Genomic DNA, 15156 nt, shown 5'->3' with positions numbered 1-15156 from the left:
TCTTCCATGCACCGTCGCCAGTTCCTGTTCGCCTCCGCCGCCGCGGCCGCCAGCCTGCCGTTCGCCGGGCGCCTGTTCGCCGCGCCGGCGCCCTCGCCGCGCCTGCTGGTGGTATTCCTGCGCGGCGGCTACGACAGCAACAACCTGTTGATCCCCTACGCCAGCGATTTCTACTACGCGTCGCGGCCGACCCTGGCGATCGCACGGCCGGATCCGGCCAATCCCAACAGCGCCATCGCGCTGGATGCGCAGTGGGGGTTGAACCCGCGGCTGCGCGACACCTTGCTGCCGCTGTGGAACGACAAGCAACTGGCGTTCGTGCCGTTCGCCGGCACCGACGACCTGTCGCGCAGCCATTTCGAGACCCAGGACAGCATCGAAGCCGGGCAGCCGGCCGGGCAACGCAGCGACTACCGCTCCGGGTTCCTGGCACGGCTGTCGCAGGTGACCACCGGCACACCGGCGATCGCCTTCACCGATTCGCTGCCGCTGAGCTTCCAGGGCGGCGGCGACATTCCCAACCTGTCGCTCAAGCGCAATCCCACCCCGGCCTTCGATCAGCGCCAGGCGGGGATCCTGGCGCAGATGTACCAGGGCACGCCGCTGGCCAGCGCCGCGCAAGAGGGCCTGGCGCTGCGCCAGCAGGTCTCGCAGGCGTTGCAGGACGAGATGCAGCAGGCCAACCGCGGCGCCGCCAGCGCGCGCACCTTCGCCGACGAGACCCGGCGCATCGCCACGCTGATGCGCGAGCGCTATCGTCTTGGCTTCGTCGATGTCGGCGGCTGGGACACGCACGTCAACCAGGGCAGCACCGACGGCACGCTGGCGACCAATCTCGGCAACCTGTCCGAAGGCCTGGCCGCGTATGCCGAGGCGCTGGGGCCGGAATGGCGCAACACCGTGGTGGTGGTGCTGTCCGAGTTCGGCCGCACCTTCCGCGAGAACGGCGACAAGGGCACCGACCACGGCCACGGCACCACGTACTGGGTGATGGGCGGCGCGGTCAACGGCGGCCGCATCGCCGGCGAGCAGGTCGCGGTGAGCAAGGACAAGCTGTTCCAGGATCGCGACTACCCGGTACTGACCAACTACCGCGACCTGTTCGCCGGCCTGCTGAGCCGCATGTGGGGCCTGTCGCCGGCGCAGTTGCAGAACGTGTTCCCGCAGGCGCATGCGCGGGATCTGCAGCTGGTGTGAGCTGTGCTGTGGCATCGCCGCACGAGCGGCGGCGCGATGGCTGGGTGCCCTGCAGGAGGGGCTTCAGCCCCGACAGACAGTGTCCGAAGCCGGTACAGGTCCCGACTTCGTTCGTCGCGGCTGAAGCCGCTCCTACAAGGGACTATCGGCCAGCCAGCTGGGTGCCCTGTAGGAGGGGCTTCAGCCCCGACAGACAGTGTCCGGAGCCGGTGCAGTTCCCGACTTCGTTCGTCGCGGCTGAAGCCGCTCCTACAAGGGACTAGCGGCCAGCCAGCTGGGTGCACTGTAGGAGGGGCTTCAGCCCCGACAGACAGCGTCCGAAGCCGGTACAGGTCCCCACTTCGTTCGTTGCGGCTGAAGCCGCTCCTACATGGACTAGCGGCCAGCCAGCTGGGTGCCCTGTAGGAGGGGCTTCAGCCCCGACAGGCAGTGTCCGGAGCCGGTGTAGGCCCCGGCTTCGTTCGTCGCGGCTGAAGCCGCTCCTACAAGGGACTTGCAGCCAGCCGGCTAGGTGCACTGTGGGAGGGACTTCAGTCCCGACAGCATCCGAAGCCGGAAGGTTCGCCACTGCGCTCGTCGCGGTTGAAGTCGCTCCTGCAGCAGGACATTCGTCGTGCCGCGATCGCCGCCTGCGCACCTCTCACGCCGCGCGCTTACGCGCCAGCGAACGGGGAGCGGCCGTAGAACCGCGTCAGATGCGCGGCCACGTCCGGCATCTCGCGCTGCAGCCGCTGCGGCGCGGAGAAATGGCATTCGCTGACCACCGCGAAGAATTCTTCCGGCGCCTCGGCGGCGTAGGCGTCGATCTCGCTGCCGCGGCCGCGGTCCACGCGCTTGCAGAACGCGTCGTAGCTGCGCTGGAAATCCGCGGCCCAGCGCCGCTGCCAGTCGCGCGGCAGCGGCGGCGTGCCGTCCAGTGCGCCGTCGAGCACGTCGAGCTTGTGCGCCATCTCGTGCACCGCCACGCAGTAGCCGGCATGCGGGTCGTCCAGGTCGGCCTGCACATCGGCCCAGGACAGGATCAACGGGCCGCTATCCCAGGATTCGCCGATCAGCTCGTCTTCCCACTCGTGCAGCACGCCGGCCGCATCGACATGGCTGCGCTGCACGCGGAACGCGTCCGGGTACACCAACAGCTGCGACCAGCCGCGCAGGCCTTCGGCACCGAACTCCAGCAACGGCAGGCAGCACAACGCCGCCAGCACGGTGCGCTGCGCCGCATCCAGGGTCAGCCCGTCCAGCGGCGAGATGGTCTTCTGCTGAAGGAATTGCGCCGCCAGCGTACGCAGCCGCTGCTCGCGTTCCGCATCCAGTGCCGCCACCCACGCGCAGCGCTGTCGCACCAGCTGCCAGGTCGCATCGTCGATCGCAACAGGCGCCGGCAGCAGCCAGCGCAACCAGCGTGGGATCAGCGGAACATCCCCGGCAGGAAGCTGTGCCACTTGGGCATGCGCAGGCGCGGCACCAGGTCGCTGTCGCTGCCGCCGCCGCTCGGTGCCGCCGGCTTGGCCGCCGCGGCGGGCGGACGCGCCGTCGAGGCCGGGCGTGCCTGGGCGGCGTCCGCGTCGGTGTTGTCGGCGTAGACGCAGTCGTTGCGCTGCTTGCTCACCAGCGCTTCGGACGCGTGGACGGCGGCCAGCGGGAGCAACAGCAGGATCAGGCACGGCAGGGAGCGGCGCATCGTCGGCATCCAGGGCGAACGGCGGTGAATCCCGATTCTAACGCGGTTTTCACCCGGTGCAGGGCCGGCGCTGGGCGCGGGGACGGCGCTTCCCGCATAATTTTCCGATTCGAGGCGATGGAATCGGCGTGGACGAGCGCGAACTACTGACCCGGCTCAGCCAGGGCCGCCTTTCCGGCGACGCTCTGGCGCGGTCGTTCGGGCTGACCCGGGCCGCGGTGTGGAAGCGCATCCAGGGCCTGCGCGCGGCCGGGGTGGAGATCGACGGCCGCGCCGGCGAGGGCTACGGGCTGGCACGGCCGCTGGAACTGCTCGAGGCCGAGCGTATCCACGCGGCGCTGGCGCCGGCCGCCCGCGACGAGCTGGCCGGGCTGGAGATCGCCTGGAGCCTGGCCTCGAGCAACAGCACCCTGCTGGCGCGGCCGGCGCCGGCGCGCGGCAGCGCCGTGCTGCTGGCCGAGCGCCAGACCGGCGGCCGCGGCCGCCGCGGCCGGGTCTGGGCTTCGCCGCTGGCGGCGCACCTGTACCTGTCGGTGGCGCGCGGCTTCGACGGCGGGCTGGGGCGGCTGGGCGGACTGAGCCTGGCCGCCGGCGTCGCCGTGGCCGAGGCGCTGCGCGCGGCCGGCTTCGCCACGGTCGGGCTGAAATGGCCGAACGACCTGCTCGCCGACGGACACAAGCTCGGCGGCTTGCTGGTCGAAGGCGGCGGCGAATTCGCCGGGCCGGCGCGCGCGGTGATCGGCCTGGGACTCAACGTGCGCATGCCCGCGGCCAGCGCCGCGAGCATCGGCCAGCCGTGGACCGACCTGGCCACGCTGGCCGGCGCCGACGCCGAGGTCTCGCGCAACGCGATCGCCGCGAGGGTGCTGTCGCATCTGCTGCCGGCGTTGGCGCTGTTCGACGCGCAGGGGCTGGCGCCGTTCCTGCCGCGCTACGCCGCGCTGGACCTGCTCGCCGGGCGCGCGATCCGCATCGACGAGGGCGGCGTCGCGCGCGAGGGCGTGGCGCTGGGCCTGGCCGAGGACGGCGCGCTGCGGGTCGCCTTCGCCGACGGCGAGCGGCCGCTGCACGCCGGCGAAGTCAGCGTGAGGCCGGCATGAGCGACTGGTTGTTCGACCTGGGCAATTCGCGCTTCAAGTTCGCCGCGCTGGAACGCGGCCGCGCCGCCGCGGTGCAGGCCTGGCCGCACGGCGCCGAAGCGATGGACGCGGCCGCGGTGGCGGCGCTGCCGCGCGGCGACACCGCCTATGTCGCCAGCGTCGCCGCGCCGGCACTGACCGCGACCGTGCTGGATGCCTTGCGCGCCCGCTTCGCGCAGGTGCGGGTGGCGCGCACCGAGGCGGTCTGCGCCGGCGTGCGCATCGCCTATGCGCAGCCGCACAAGTTCGGCGTGGACCGCTTCCTGGCGCTGCTCGCCGCGCACGGCGACGGCGACGTGCTGGTGGTCGGGGTCGGCACCGCGCTGACCCTGGACCTGCTCGATCGCGACGGCCTGCACCACGGCGGGCGCATCGCGCCGTCGCCGACCACGATGCGCCAGGCCCTGCAGCAGCGCGCGGCGCAACTGCCGGCCGAGGGCGGCGACTATCGCGAGTTCGCCGCCGATACCGCCGATGCGCTGGCCTCCGGCTGCGACGGCGCGGCGCTGGCGCTGATCGAACGCAGCCTGCAGCAGGGCGAGGCGCTGCTGGCGCGGCGGCCGCGGCTGCTGCTGCACGGCGGCGGCGCACCGCCATTGCTGCACGCATTGCCCGCGGCCGAGCAGCGGCCATCGCTGGTGCTGGATGGGCTGGCGCTATGGGCGCAGGCGCACGCCGCGGCCGGGTCCGCCGGGTAGAATCCGCGCATGCTCGTCCGCGCCCTGCTCGTCGTCCTGACCATCCTCAACCTCGGCGTCGCGCTGTGGTGGGCGACGCAGCCGCAGACTCCGGCGCCGGCACCGATGCCGGCGCTGCCGGCCGGCGTGGCGACGCTGCAATTGGTGCCAGCGTCCGCGGCGGTGCCGCAGGCCGCGTCTCCGGCGCCGGCTGCCTCCGCAGCGGCGCCGACACCAGCGGTCCACACGGCCCCGGTGCCGGACGCTGCCGCTCCGGTCGTCGCTGCGCCGGCTGCGGACGCGCCTGCGACCACCGCAGTGCCCGCCGCCGCCGCGCCGGCCGCCGCCGCAGCGCCGCCGCCGCAGCAGCCCAAAGCGCCCAGCGTCGCAGCGGCTCCCGCCGCCGAGCCTGCCGCCGCCCCCGTGTGCCTGAGCCTGGGCCCATATCCGGACCGCGCCGCGGCCGAGACGGCGGCCGCCGCACTCGGTGCCGCACCGCGCCCGCGCCTGCGCGAGGTCGGCGACGGCGACGCCACCAGCTTCCGCGTACTGCTGCCGACCATCGGCGGCGAGGACGGGGTCAAGGCCGCGGTCGATCGCATCGTCGCCGCCGGCATCCGCGACTACTACCCGATCCGCCAGGGCGATGCCGGCAATGCCATCGCCCTGGGCCAGTACCGCAGCCGCGAAGGCGCCGAACGCCGCAAGGCCGAACTGGCCAAGGCCGGCTTCAACGTCGATCTGATTCCCAGCGGCGGCAGCGGCCAGTCGCGCTGGTGGCTGGACCTGCGGACCGACTCCGCGGCGCAGGCCGCGGCGCTGCGCCGGCAACTCGGCGCGCAGCGGCAACGCGCGCTGGACTGCGCCACGCTGCGCTAGAATGCCGCGCTGCGGTTGTTTCGGCCTCGTGCGGCCGGCAGATCGCAGTCCCGCAGCACCGCCGCGATGTGCCGCAACGGCCTGCCAGCAGGTAGACTGCGACGGCCCGCAGCGCGGGCGCTGCAGTCCTCGTGCCGCTTTAGCTCAGTCGGTAGAGCAACTGATTTGTAATCAGTAGGTCGTCCGTTCGATTCGGACAAGCGGCACCACTCTTCACGTCTTCATGCAGCGCATCGCGCAGGCCCGCGTCACGCTGCGCCCTCCTCGTGTCGATCTCGCGCGCAAGCACGCTGCAGCGCTGCATTTGCGTGTGTTTCCGGCAACCGGCGAACACGGCCGGCGCTTGGCCTGCTGCGCCGCGGCGGGTCGCGCCGCGGGCGGCTCGCTAGACTGGCGCACATTTTTCGCTGGAGCGCGTCCGCATGAATTCCTCTTTTCTGCCGGTGTCCCTGATCGGCGTTCCCACCGACATCGGTGCCGGGCATCGCGGTGCGCGCATGGGGCCGGAGGCGCTGCGCATCGCCGGCCTGCACGAGGCGCTGGCCAATCGCGGCATCGAGGTGCGCGACCTGGGCAACCTCGACGGTCCGCGCAACCCGTGGCAATCCCCGGTCGCCGGTTATCGCCACCTGGACGAAGTGGTGGCCTGGAACCGCGCGCTGATGGAAGCCAGCTACGCCGAACTGCGCGCCGGGCGCATGCCGATCATGCTCGGCGGCGATCATTGCCTGGGCATCGGCTCGATCACCGCGGTGGCGCGGCATTGCCGCGAGCAGGGGCGCAAGCTGCGGGTGCTGTGGCTGGACGCGCATTCGGACTTCAATACCAGCGAGGTGACCCCGTCGGGCAACGTGCACGGCATGCCGGTGGCCTGCCTGTGCGGGCTGGGGCCGCAGGCGCTGACCGAACTGGGCGGCGCCGCGCCGGCGCTGCGCCCGGAGCAGGTCCGCCAGATCGGCATCCGCTCGGTCGATCCGGACGAGAAGCGGCTGATCAAGCAGCACCGCATCGACGTGTACGACATGCGCTACATCGACGAGATGGGCATGAAGCGGACCATGGAGGCGGCGCTGGACGGGCTGGACGCGGACACCCACCTGCACGTCAGCTTCGACGTGGATTTCCTCGACCCGAGCATCGCTCCCGGCGTCGGCACCACCGTGCCCGGCGGGCCGAATTACCGCGAAGCGCAATTGGTGATGGAGATGATCGCCGACAGCGGACGCATGGGGTCGCTGGACATCGTGGAGCTCAATCCGGTGCTGGACCATCGCAATCTGACCGCCGAGCTGGCGGTGGACCTGGTCGAGAGCCTGTTCGGCAAGTCCACGCTGATGCGCGATTGACCCGATTTTCGGCGCGAAACTGAATATTGCCACGCTTCATTCACGTGAAATCCACAGTCGTGAAGTCAGATTCACCGCCAGACGGTAGTTCGGCAACGGCTATCGCCGCGACCACCCAGACCCGATCCACTGCGAGGACTCCACGATGAAGCGACTGCTCACCTTGATGATGCTGACCCTGTTCTGCGGGGGCATGCTGACTGGCTGCAACACCATGGCCGGTGCCGGCAAGGACATGCAGAAGGCCGGCGATAAGGTGGAAACCAAGGCCGACGATTGCAAAGACGGCAAGTGCTGATCGATCGTCCGCAGTGGTTTGGCGTTGACCGATTACCCAATGCGTAACCCCGCGCGGCCACCTACGCCGCGTTCCCATGACCAAGAAGGAGTGAGACCTATGAAGCGTACTTTTGCGTGGATGCTGCTGGCGATGTTTTCGGTGGGCCTGCTGTCGGGCTGCAACACGGTTGCCGGTGCCGGCAAGGACGTGAAGAGCGCCGGCGAGAAGGTCGAAGACGCTGCCAAGAACTGAGCCCAGCGCTCGGTGACGAAAGACGGGTCGGCTTGCCGGCCCGTTTTTTTGCGCGTTTTTCGGCGCGCATCGATAGGTTGGCGCTAAACGATTCATCGCACTCATGCGCCGTTGACGGCGCATTGATCGATCGGCAACGGCGCAGGCGCAATGCTGTGCGCGCGGTGCAATCGCCGCCCACCTCCAACGAGAGCGATGCTATGAACAAAGACATCATTTCCGGCAAGTGGACCCAGCTCAAGGGCAAGATCAAGGCGCAGTGGGGCGACCTGACCGACGACGACTTCGACGTGGCCACCGGCAATGCGCAGTACCTGTCGGGCAAGCTGCAGGAACGCTACGGCTGGGATCGCGACCGGGCCGAGAAGGAAGTGCGCACCTTCCAGGACGGCCTGGGCAAGGAATACCGCGACTGAGGCGCTCGATGCGCTCTACGCAGAAACGGGCCGCGATGCGGCCCGTTTGTTTTTGCGCGGTCGTGCAGGCTCAGCGCGCCGGCGGATCCGGCACGAAGTCGCCGGGGAAGGCCTGCGGGACGTCGGCCACGCGCGGGTAGGGGCGCGGCCGCGGGATCACCCCGCGCGCGACCAGCCGCGCATGACTGTCGTAGCGCAGCTGCAGGCGCTGCCGCGGCACATCGCTGGCGCGTTCGAACTCGGTGACGCTGGACGGCGACCATTCGCGTTCGCCATGGCCGGTGCCCAGGCGCTGCATCTTGCCCTGCGCCGCGTCGCTTTCCTGCGCGCGTGCGGCGGCGGCGGGCGCGGGCGCGACCGGCGCCGCAGCGCGCTCGCCGTACCGCTGTTCGCTGTCCTGCTCGACGCTCGCCTGCGGCACGATCGTCGGCGCTTCCTCGAACACCGCCATGCCGATCACGCCGACGTTGTCGGGGCGGCCGGTGCGCGCGGCGTAGCTGTCGGCGAGGTCGGTGAACACGAACTGCGCGATCTCGCGCTGCGACTTGCGCCAGCCGGCGATCTCGGTGCTCTGCCACGGCGCCAGCACGTAGCCGCGCTGGTCGCTGGCCGCGGTCTGGCCGCTGACCGCGTTGACCCCATCCACCGACAGCACCGCCAGCACGCGGCGGCCGCTGCGGTTGGTCAGGCGCAGCGCATAGCGGTGGCCGGGCGCGGCGGCGATCCAGCGCTGGCCGCGCTGCACGTACTGCGGCAGATCGGCGCCGTCGGCGTCGCGGTCGATCACGCTCAGCTCCACCAGCGGAGCGGACGCGGGCGGCGCGGGGTAGGGGCGGAAACCGCACAACAGGCCGATGCACAGCAAGGCGATCGAGATCGGGCCGATCGGGCGGGTCGAAAAAAACAGGCGGGCGGGCTTGCGCATCACGGCGACTCCACGGAAGGGACCTGCTGTTGAACGCGCCATGCGCCGGAACGGGGTTGCCGCGCAGCGGTTAAACTCGCCGGGTTTTCTTCTGGCCGTCGATTCCCCGCATGACCACCCGCGTCCTTACCGGCATCACCACCTCCGGCACCCCGCACCTGGGCAACTACGTCGGCGCGATCCGCCCGGCGCTGCAGGCCAGCCTGCGCCCCGGCATCGAGAGCTTCTATTTCCTGGCCGACCTGCACAGCCTGATCAAGGCGCAGGACCCGGCGCGCACCCAGCGCTCGACCCTGGAGATCGCCGCCTCGTGGCTGGCGGCAGGGCTGGACCCGTCGAAGGTGTGGTTCTACCGCCAGTCGGACGTGCCGGAAACCAACGAGCTGACCTGGTTCCTGACCTGCGTCGCCGGCAAGGGCATCCTCAACCGCGCCCACGCCTACAAGGCGGCGGTGGACAAGAACCGCGCCGACGGCGAGGACGACGATGCCGGGGTCAGCGCCGGGCTGTTCATGTACCCGGTGCTGATGGCCGCCGACATCCTGCTGTTCAACGCGCAGCAGGTGCCGGTGGGCCGCGACCAGATCCAGCACATCGAGATGGCGCGCGATTTCGGCCAGCGTTTCAACCACGTCTACGGCCGCGACTATTTCACCCTGCCCGAAGCGCTGATCGACGAGAACGTGGCCACCTTGCCCGGCTTGGACGGGCGCAAGATGAGCAAGAGCTACGACAACACGATTCCGTTGTTCGCCCCGCGCGAGGAACTGAAGAAGCGGGTGTTCTCCATCGTCACCGATTCGCGCGCGCCGGGCGAGCCGAAGGACACCGAGGGCTCGGCGCTGTTCCAACTGTACCAGGCCTTCGCCAGCGACGAGGAGACCGCCGCGTTCGCGCAGGCCTTCGCCGGCGGCATCGGCTGGGGCGAGGCCAAGCAGCAGCTGTTCGCGCGCATCGATGCGGAGATCGCGCCGATGCGCGAGCGCTACGAGGCGCTGATGGCGCGGCCGGGCGACATCGAGGCGATCCTGCGCGACAACGCGCAGCGCCTGCGCGCGCGCTATGCCACGCCGTTCCTGGCCGAATTGCGGCATGCGGTGGGCCTGCGCGACCTGTCGCTGCGCGAGGCCGGGCACGCCGATGCCGCCGCGGCCAGGCAGGCGTTGCCGAGCTTCAAGCAGTACCGCGAAGGCGACGGCCGCTTCTACTTCAAGCTGTTCGACGGCGAAGGCGCGCTGCTGCTGCAGAGCGGCGGTTTCGCGTCGCCGCGCGACGCCGGGCGCGTGATCGGCGCGCTCAAGCAGGCCGATCGCGCCGATGCGCTGCAGACCGCAGAATTCAGTCTGGCGGTGCCCGCCGAGGCCGTGCTGGCCGCGCTGCAGCGGCTGCGCGACGCGGGCTGAACGCAGTGCACGGCGAAGCACTCCTGTAGGAGGGGCTTCAGCCCCGACCGGGCATTACCGGTAACGCCCGGTCGGGGCTGAAGCCCCTCCTGCAGAGAAGCGGGCGGCAGCGCGGGCCGCGTGCGAACCGGGTCGTCGGCCTGACCACCGCTCCGCGCAGGGCTGGCAACCGCCTCCATACGGCCTAGAATGGAGGTTCGCCCAGCCACCGCCTTGCGCAATGCCACGCGACCCCAGCATCCATCTCATCGACACCGGCTTCCAGCGCGCGCAGTTCGATGCGGCCTACCTGATCGTGGAGAACGGGCGTGGCGCGTTCGTCGATTGCGGCACCAGCCACTCGCTGCCGGCCATGCTGGCCGCGCTCGACGGCGCCGGCCTGGCGCCGGGCGACGTGGACTGGCTGATCCTGACCCACGTCCACCTGGACCATGCCGGCGGCGCCGGCGCGTTGCTGCAGCAGCTGCCGAACGCGCGCCTGCTGGTGCATCCGCGCGGCGCGCCGCACATGATCGATCCGGCGCGGCTGATCGCCGGCGCCACCGCGGTGTACGGCGCGGCCGAGATCGCGCGCAGCTACGGCACGATCGTGCCGGTGCCGGCCGAGCGCGTCGTCGTCGCCGAGGACGGCCATCGGCTGTGGCTGGGCGAGCGCGAACTGCTGTGCATCGATACGCCCGGCCACGCGCGCCATCATCTGTGCGTATGGGACGCGCGCAGCCGCAGCTGGTTCACTGGCGACACCTTCGGCCTGTCGTACCGCGAACTGGACAGCGCGCAGGGCGCGTTCGTGATCCCGACCTCCTCGCCGGTGCAGTTCGATCCGGAAGCGATGCGCGGCTCGATCCAGCGCATGCTCGGCCATGCGCCGGAGACGCTGTATCTGACCCACTACGGCCCGGTCGGCGCGGCGGACACGCTGGCGGCGGAACTGTTCGAGCAACTCGACGCGATGGTGGCGATCGCGCGCGGTTGCGACGGGCGTTCCGATCGCCATCGCTGCCTGGTCGCTGCGCTGAGCGCGCTGTACCTGGAGCGCGCGCGGCTGCATGGCTGCCCGCTCGACGATGCCGGCGTGGAGCGGGTGTTGCAGATGGATATCGAGCTCAATGCGCAGGGCCTGGGCTGCTGGCTGGATCGGTGAGGGGCCGGAATTCGGGATTGGGGAATCGGGAATGGGAAAAGCGGTGTGTCTGCGCATCTCGCATCTCGATCCACCTCATTGCTGTTTCGTGACGGTGTCACGCTCTACACTGTGCGGCCCGCTGTTTTCCAGGTCGTTGCCGTGAATCCGATGCGTATGTTGCTGCTGTCCGCCTGCCTGTTCATGGGGGGCGCCGCGCAGGCGGCCAACGAGGCGCTGCCCGGCGGCGGCATCGATGCCGAAGCGCTGGAGCGGCATGTGCGCACGCTGGCGTCCGATGCGTTCGAGGGCCGTGCGCCGGCCACGCCGGGCGAGGACAAGACCATCGCCTATCTCAGCGAACAGTTCCGCCTGGCCGGCGTGCAACCGGCGGGCGACGACGGCGGCTGGACCCAGGCAGTGCCGCTGGTGCGCGCGCAGGTGGACGGACCGGTGACGGCGACGCTGCGTGTGGCCGGCGCCTCGCAGGCGCTGGTCAACGGCGAGGACGTGGTGCTGCAGAGCCTGCGTCCCGGCAGCAAGGTAGCGCTGAAGGACGCGCCGCTGGTGTTCGTCGGTTACGGCATCCACGCGCCGGAGCGCGGCTGGGACGACTACAAGGGCGTGGACCTGAAGGGCAAGATCGCGGTGATGCTGATCAACGACGCCGACTTCGAGACGCCGCAGCCCGGCGCCTTCGACGGCCGTGCGGTCACCTACTACGGGCGCTGGACCTACAAGTACGAGGAAGCCGCGCGGCAGGGCGCGGCCGGCGTGTTGATCGTGCACGAGACCGCGCCGGCGGCGTACGGCTGGGCCACGGTGAAGAGTTCCGGGCTGTCGCCGCTGTTCGACATCGAGCGCAGCGACGCGCAGGCGCGCGCGCAGCACGTGCCGGTACGCGGCTGGATGCAGCGCGCACTGGCGGTGTCGCTGTTCCAGCGCGCCGGGCTGGATTTCGAGGCGGAGAAGCAGCGCGCGCAGCGCGCCGACTTCCGCCCGCAGGCGCTGGGCGATGCGGCGCTGTCGGTGCGCTTCGCGCTCAAGCGCGAGCGCGTGGTCACCCACAACGTGGTGGCCAAGCTGGAAGGCGCCACGCATCCCGAGGAGACCATCATCTACTCGGCGCACTGGGACGCGTTCGGCATCGGTGCGGCCGACGCCAGCGGCGATCGCATCCGCCGCGGCGCGATCGACAACGCCACCGGCGTGGCCAGCGTGCTGGAGCTGGCGCGGGTCTTCGCCGCCGGGCCGCGGCCGCAGCGCACGCTGTATTTCATCGCGCTCACCGCCGAGGAGAAGGGCCTGCTCGGCGCGACCTACTACGCCGCGCATCCGCTGGCGCCGCTGGCGACCACCGTGGCGGTGATCAACAGCGAGATGTTCAGCCCCGACGGCGCCACCCGCGACATCGCCTCGTGGGGCCGCGGGCGGGTGTCGCTGGAGCGCGACCTGGCCGCCGCGGCGCAGGCGCGCGGCCGCGCCTATTCGCCGGATCCGAACCTGGAGGCGGGCTTCTTCTATCGCGCCGACCATTTCGCCTTCGCCCGCGCCGGCGTGCCGGCGATCACCGTGGGGCCTGGCTTGGACAAGCTGGACGGCGGCGTGGCCGCCGGCAAGGCGATCCGCGACCGCTATTTCGCCGACTGCTACCACCAGCCCTGCGATCGCTGGAGCGCGTCCTGGGATCCGGCCGGGCATGCCGCCGACACGCTGCTGCTGTACGACCTGGGTCAGCGCCTGGCCGACAGCCGCGAATGGCCGCGCTGGGACGACGGTTCTGAGTTCAAGCCGGCGCGCGATGCGAGCGAGGCGGCGCGGCGCTGAGGGGGGCGCCCGCCATGCCGCTCCGCACCTGGCGCGCAACGGCTCGACGACCTTCCTTGGCGGCGGCATTGGAGCGAGGGCGAAGCTTGGCATGGCGGCCGGCACCTCGACGTTCGCCGCGGTAGACGCGCTGTCGCATTCCCTCGCTCTGGACCTGGTGCCCGTCACGATCGCCGGCGTCGGGCACGCGGCGGTCTTCCTGACGACCCATCCCTATGTCCCCGGAATCGTCCTAGAAGTCTCCGGTGGAGCGTTGCTGGTCGACGGGCTGTTCTGACCGACATCCCAGGATGGGCCGTTGTCACACCCAGGCGGCGCCGAAACCACTACGATTCCTCGCGCCACCTGGACGCGAGGAATCATGCAGATGAAGACGCTGGCAAATGCGGTTCTGCTCGGAGTCCTACTGACGAGTGTCGCGCACGCGCAGACCAACGCAGGCAATCAGAAGCCCGACCCTGACCTCCCTTTCAACGTCACCAAGGTGGCCAGCTTCGATCTGCCCTGGCGCATCGCGTTCCTGCCCGATGGCCGCATGCTGATCACCGAGAAGGTCGGTCGCGTGCAGTTGGTGACTCCGCAAGGCGCCAAGACCGAGCTCAAGGGCGTGCCGGCCAGTTACGTTGAAGGCCAGAACGGCATGCTGGGCGTGTTCGTGTCGCCCCACTACGCCATCGACAAGAGTGTGTACCTGACGTATGTGGCACCCGGCGACTACGGCGGCGGCCTGGCCATGGGCCGAGGCAGACTGGTGGTGGAGGGCAACGAGGCGCGGCTGGACAACTTCAAGGTGCTATGGCGCCAGATGCCCACGGGCAAGGGCGGCCAGGCCGGCGCGCAGATCGCCTTTTCGCCGGATGGCCAGTATCTGTTCCTCACGGTGGGCGATCGCCAGCGCTTCACGCCGGCACAGGATCTCAATCAACCAGTGGGCAAGATCCTGCGGTTGACGCTGGACGGCAAGCCCGCGCCGGGAAACCCGTGGGCAGGCAGGGGCGGTGCGCGCACCATCCCGCTGATCGATCCGGCGGCCGATACCGAGGCGGCCAAGACGGCGCCGGTGGTCAGCACCTATACGTTCCCCAACGCCAACCTCACGCCGGCCGAAACCTGGTCCATCGGCCACCGCACCCCCTACGGTCTTGCCTTCGCTCCTGACGGTCGGCTGTGGGAACTTGAGCACGGTCCCCTCGGCGGCGACGAACTGAACCTGATCCAGCGCGGCAAGAACTACGGGTGGCCGCTGGTTTCGTATGGCGACAATTACAACGGCGTGCCAATTCCCAAACCCGAGACGCGGCCCGATCTTGCCAAGCCGGCGATCTATTGGGTACCGGTGATGGCGCCCGGCAACCTGATGTTCTACAAGGGCAGCCTGTTCCCGCAGTGGAAGGGCAGCGCGTTGATCAGCGGCCTAGTCAGCCAGGGCATCATCCGCGTCACGGTCGATAGCAAGGGCGGCGCCACCGCGGTCAATCGCTGGAGCATCGGCAAGCGCATCCGCGATATCGAGGAGGCGCCGGATGGCTCGCTGTGGTTGCTGGAAGACGCCAAGCCCGGTGGCCTGTTCCGGCTCACACCGAAGTAGGCGCACTGGCGGTGTTCCTGGCGCTATCGGGCACCCGCTGGGTTGCGAACCGCCGTCATGCGGAAGGTGATCGACCGGTGCAGACCGTGTCCGGAGCCGGCGCAGTTTCCGGCTTCGCTCGTCGCGGCTGAAGCCGCTCCTACAGGGACTTGCGACTAGTGTGCTGGTGCACTGTAGGAGGGGCTTCAGCCCCGACAGACAGTGTCCGGAGCCGATGCAGTTCCCGTCTCCGCTCGTCGCGGCTGAAGCCGCTCCTACAGGGACTTGCGGCTAGTGTGCTGGGTGCATTGTAGGAGGGGCTTCAGCCCCGACAGACAGTGTCCGGAGCCGGCGCAGTTTCCGGCTTCGCTCGTCGCGGCTGAAGCCGCTCCTACAGGGACTTGCGGCTAGTGTGCTGGGTGCATTGTAGGAGGGGCTTCAGCC

General features: G+C 70.2%; 16 protein-coding genes and 1 tRNA gene. 14 read left to right on the top strand and 3 right to left on the bottom strand.

What is annotated here, in order from left to right; all coding sequences use genetic code 11:
• Positions 1–6: 6 nt before the first annotated feature.
• Positions 7–1197 (top strand): DUF1501 domain-containing protein, encoded by a 1191-nt coding sequence (locus H9658_RS21605; RefSeq protein WP_191826901.1) that lies wholly within the window; start codon positions 7–9, stop codon positions 1195–1197.
• A gap of 653 nt (positions 1198–1850) precedes the next feature.
• Here the strand turns inward: H9658_RS21605 and H9658_RS21600 are convergent.
• Both H9658_RS21600 and H9658_RS21595 read right to left on the bottom strand, forming a co-directional pair.
• Positions 1851–2639, bottom strand: coding sequence for a M90 family metallopeptidase (locus tag H9658_RS21600; protein ID WP_191826900.1), 789 nt, complete (start codon positions 2637–2639; stop codon positions 1851–1853).
• Complete coding sequence (locus tag H9658_RS21595; RefSeq protein ID WP_179569585.1) at positions 2606–2878, bottom strand: hypothetical protein; 273 nt, start codon at positions 2876–2878, stop codon at positions 2606–2608. The genes H9658_RS21600 and H9658_RS21595 overlap by 34 nt, the downstream gene beginning before the upstream one ends.
• A 128-nt stretch (positions 2879–3006) precedes the next feature.
• Here H9658_RS21595 and birA point away from each other — a divergent pair, with 128 nt between their 5' ends.
• From birA to H9658_RS21555, 8 genes are all read left to right on the top strand, one after another.
• A complete protein-coding gene (gene birA / locus H9658_RS21590; protein ID WP_318241514.1) occupies positions 3007–3978 on the top strand; it encodes a bifunctional biotin--[acetyl-CoA-carboxylase] ligase/biotin operon repressor BirA in 972 nt (323 codons plus the stop codon).
• On the top strand, positions 3975–4715 hold the full coding sequence (locus H9658_RS21585; protein ID WP_191826899.1) for a type III pantothenate kinase: 741 nt from the start codon (positions 3975–3977) through the stop codon (positions 4713–4715). The genes birA and H9658_RS21585 overlap by 4 nt, the downstream gene beginning before the upstream one ends.
• A 9-nt stretch (positions 4716–4724) precedes the next feature.
• The gene (locus tag H9658_RS21580) at positions 4725–5573 is read left to right on the top strand and encodes an SPOR domain-containing protein (protein WP_191826898.1); all 849 of its coding nucleotides are present in this window, start codon (positions 4725–4727) and stop codon (positions 5571–5573) included.
• A 133-nt stretch (positions 5574–5706) separates the two neighbouring features.
• Positions 5707–5782 (top strand) — tRNA-Thr (locus tag H9658_RS21575).
• A 213-nt stretch (positions 5783–5995) separates the two neighbouring features.
• Positions 5996–6919, top strand: coding sequence for an arginase (gene rocF / locus H9658_RS21570; RefSeq protein WP_179569577.1), 924 nt, complete (start codon positions 5996–5998; stop codon positions 6917–6919).
• 145 nt (positions 6920–7064) lie between these two features.
• Positions 7065–7217: an entericidin A/B family lipoprotein gene (locus H9658_RS21565; RefSeq protein WP_179569575.1), complete on the top strand. Its 153-nt coding sequence runs from the start codon at positions 7065–7067 to the stop codon at positions 7215–7217.
• A gap of 99 nt (positions 7218–7316) precedes the next feature.
• Positions 7317–7451, top strand: a complete 135-nt coding sequence (locus tag H9658_RS21560; RefSeq protein ID WP_003469322.1) for an entericidin A/B family lipoprotein — start codon at positions 7317–7319, stop codon at positions 7449–7451.
• A gap of 200 nt (positions 7452–7651) precedes the next feature.
• Positions 7652–7867, top strand: coding sequence for a CsbD family protein (locus H9658_RS21555; protein ID WP_009574162.1), 216 nt, complete (start codon positions 7652–7654; stop codon positions 7865–7867).
• A 70-nt stretch (positions 7868–7937) separates the two neighbouring features.
• Here H9658_RS21555 and H9658_RS21550 read toward each other — a convergent pair whose 3' ends face one another.
• Positions 7938–8792, bottom strand: a complete 855-nt coding sequence (locus tag H9658_RS21550; RefSeq protein WP_191826897.1) for a hypothetical protein — start codon at positions 8790–8792, stop codon at positions 7938–7940.
• 110 nt (positions 8793–8902) lie between these two features.
• On the opposite strand from H9658_RS21550, the gene H9658_RS21545 reads away from it, so the two are divergent.
• The 5 genes from H9658_RS21545 to H9658_RS21525 all read left to right on the top strand — a co-directional run bounded on the left by H9658_RS21545 (position 8903) and on the right by H9658_RS21525 (position 14733).
• On the top strand, positions 8903–10195 hold the full coding sequence (locus H9658_RS21545; protein ID WP_191826896.1) for a tryptophan--tRNA ligase: 1293 nt from the start codon (positions 8903–8905) through the stop codon (positions 10193–10195).
• A gap of 220 nt (positions 10196–10415) precedes the next feature.
• Entirely contained in the window at positions 10416–11339 is a 924-nt protein-coding gene (locus H9658_RS21540; RefSeq protein ID WP_191826895.1) for an MBL fold metallo-hydrolase, read from the top strand.
• Between the two features lie 150 nt (positions 11340–11489).
• The gene (locus H9658_RS21535; protein WP_191826915.1) at positions 11490–13145 is read left to right on the top strand and encodes a M28 family metallopeptidase; all 1656 of its coding nucleotides are present in this window, start codon (positions 11490–11492) and stop codon (positions 13143–13145) included.
• Between the two features lie 91 nt (positions 13146–13236).
• Complete coding sequence (locus H9658_RS21530) at positions 13237–13422, top strand: hypothetical protein (RefSeq protein ID WP_191826894.1); 186 nt, start codon at positions 13237–13239, stop codon at positions 13420–13422.
• A 90-nt stretch (positions 13423–13512) separates the two neighbouring features.
• Entirely contained in the window at positions 13513–14733 is a 1221-nt protein-coding gene (locus H9658_RS21525) for a PQQ-dependent sugar dehydrogenase (RefSeq protein WP_191826893.1), read from the top strand.
• Positions 14734–15156: the final 423 nt, after the last annotated feature.

The sequence above is a fragment of the Xanthomonas bonasiae genome, from assembly GCF_014836395.1.
In the GTDB taxonomy this organism is placed as follows: domain Bacteria; phylum Pseudomonadota; class Gammaproteobacteria; order Xanthomonadales; family Xanthomonadaceae; genus Xanthomonas_A; species Xanthomonas_A bonasiae.
The sequence above is the reverse complement of the archived record's forward strand: the minus strand, read 5'-3'. Positions and strand labels throughout refer to the sequence as shown.

Excerpts from the sequence above, each read along its gene's own strand:
- rocF (WP_179569577.1), top strand. The coding sequence starts at position 5,996 with ATGAATTCCTCTTTTCTGCCGGTGTCCCTGATCGGCGTTCCCACCGAC.
- H9658_RS21535 (WP_191826915.1), top strand. The coding sequence starts at position 11,490 with ATGCGTATGTTGCTGCTGTCCGCCTGCCTGTTCATGGGGGGCGCCGCG.
- H9658_RS21595 (WP_179569585.1), bottom strand. The coding sequence starts at position 2,878 with ATGCGCCGCTCCCTGCCGTGCCTGATCCTGCTGTTGCTCCCGCTGGCC.
- H9658_RS21555 (WP_009574162.1), top strand. The coding sequence starts at position 7,652 with ATGAACAAAGACATCATTTCCGGCAAGTGGACCCAGCTCAAGGGCAAG.
- H9658_RS21530 (WP_191826894.1), top strand. The coding sequence starts at position 13,237 with ATGGCGGCCGGCACCTCGACGTTCGCCGCGGTAGACGCGCTGTCGCAT.
- H9658_RS21585 (WP_191826899.1), top strand. The coding sequence starts at position 3,975 with ATGAGCGACTGGTTGTTCGACCTGGGCAATTCGCGCTTCAAGTTCGCC.
- H9658_RS21545 (WP_191826896.1), top strand. The coding sequence starts at position 8,903 with ATGACCACCCGCGTCCTTACCGGCATCACCACCTCCGGCACCCCGCAC.
- H9658_RS21605 (WP_191826901.1), top strand. The coding sequence starts at position 7 with ATGCACCGTCGCCAGTTCCTGTTCGCCTCCGCCGCCGCGGCCGCCAGC.
- H9658_RS21540 (WP_191826895.1), top strand. The coding sequence starts at position 10,416 with ATGCCACGCGACCCCAGCATCCATCTCATCGACACCGGCTTCCAGCGC.
- H9658_RS21525 (WP_191826893.1), top strand. The coding sequence starts at position 13,513 with ATGAAGACGCTGGCAAATGCGGTTCTGCTCGGAGTCCTACTGACGAGT.
- H9658_RS21565 (WP_179569575.1), top strand. The coding sequence starts at position 7,065 with ATGAAGCGACTGCTCACCTTGATGATGCTGACCCTGTTCTGCGGGGGC.
- H9658_RS21550 (WP_191826897.1), bottom strand. The coding sequence starts at position 8,792 with ATGCGCAAGCCCGCCCGCCTGTTTTTTTCGACCCGCCCGATCGGCCCG.
- H9658_RS21580 (WP_191826898.1), top strand. The coding sequence starts at position 4,725 with ATGCTCGTCCGCGCCCTGCTCGTCGTCCTGACCATCCTCAACCTCGGC.
- H9658_RS21560 (WP_003469322.1), top strand. The coding sequence starts at position 7,317 with ATGAAGCGTACTTTTGCGTGGATGCTGCTGGCGATGTTTTCGGTGGGC.